This window comes from Mycobacterium sp. TH-M106 (assembly GCF_057473765.1).
Genome location: NZ_JBYCLE010000237.1, coordinates 1 through 1,225 on the forward strand (window position 1 = coordinate 1; position 1,225 = coordinate 1,225).

Annotated in this window: 1 protein-coding gene; it reads left to right on the forward strand. The window is 66.8% G+C overall.

The genetic code is table 11. The features are described from left to right. A partial coding sequence (locus AC2VOP_RS08345; protein WP_486960527.1) for an NAD(P)H-dependent flavin oxidoreductase occupies positions 1-1,016 on the forward strand: 1,016 nt, incomplete at its 5' end. Positions 1,017-1,225: the final 209 nt, after the last annotated feature.

The following is a 1,225-nucleotide window of genomic DNA, read 5'->3' on the forward strand; positions in this document are numbered from 1 at the left end:
CGGTCGGCTTCACACCCGAGCAACTCGAGATCGAGCTCAACTGGATCGACGAGCACATCGGCAACCATCCCTACGGCGTCGACATCGTGATCCCCAGCACGTACGAGGGGATGGAGTCGCATCAGTCCGCCGAGGAACTCACCGAGACGCTCCGGTCGATGGTGCCGCAGGGGCATCTGGATTTCGCCCGCAAGATTCTGGCCGACCACGGCGTCCCCCTCGGCGACAGCGACGAGAGCGCGCTGCGGTTGCTCGGTTGGACCGAGGCGACCGCCACCCCGCAGGTCGAGGTTGCGCTGCAGCACCCGAAGATGACGCTGATCGCCAACGCGCTCGGCACCCCGCCGCCGGACATGATCAAACACATCCACGACTGCGACCGCACAGTGGCTGCATTGTGTGGCTCGCCGGCGCAGGCCCGCAAACACGCCGACGCCGACGTCGACGTCATCATCGCCCAAGGTGGCGAGGGCGGCGGCCACTGCGGCGAGGTTGGCTCGATTGTGTTGTGGCCGCAAGTCATCAACGAGGTTGCGCCGCGGCCGGTGCTGGCGGCCGGCGGTATCGCCAGCGGCCAGCAGATCGCCGCCGCACTCGCGATGGGTGCTCAGGGCGCGTGGACGGGGTCGCAGTGGCTGATGGTCGAAGAGGCATCCAACACCGCTGTTCAGCAGGCAGCCTATGCGAAGGCCAGCAGCCGCGACACCGTCCGGAGCCGTTCGTTCACCGGCAAGCCGGCCCGGATGCTGCGCAACGACTGGACCGACGCCTGGGAGCAGCCGGGCAACCCCGAACCGCTCGGTATGCCGCTGCAGTACATGGTCGCAGGAATGGCCGTCGCCGCGACCCAGAAATACCCGAACGAGACCGTCGACGTCGCATTCAACCCGGTCGGGCAGGTAGTCGGGCAGCTTTCGAAGGTGGAGAAGACCGCCGCGGTCATCGCACGCTGGGTCGGCGAATACCTCGAGGCGACCAACCGGCTCGACGAGATCAACGCCGCCGCCACGATGTGACCGCAACTGCACGCCGATTCTTGTCGGTCGGTGTTGCTATGGTTCAAACATGCGTTCGAATGATCGGGAAGAGGTCACCGCGGCCTTCGACGCGCTGGCTGCTGCCCTGGATCGGGTGCTGGGGTTGGACTTCGACGCGTTGACCAACCGGGAGCGGTTGGCTGTTTTGCAGCGCTGTGAGGTGCTGCGCCGTCGGCTGCCGGCCGCCG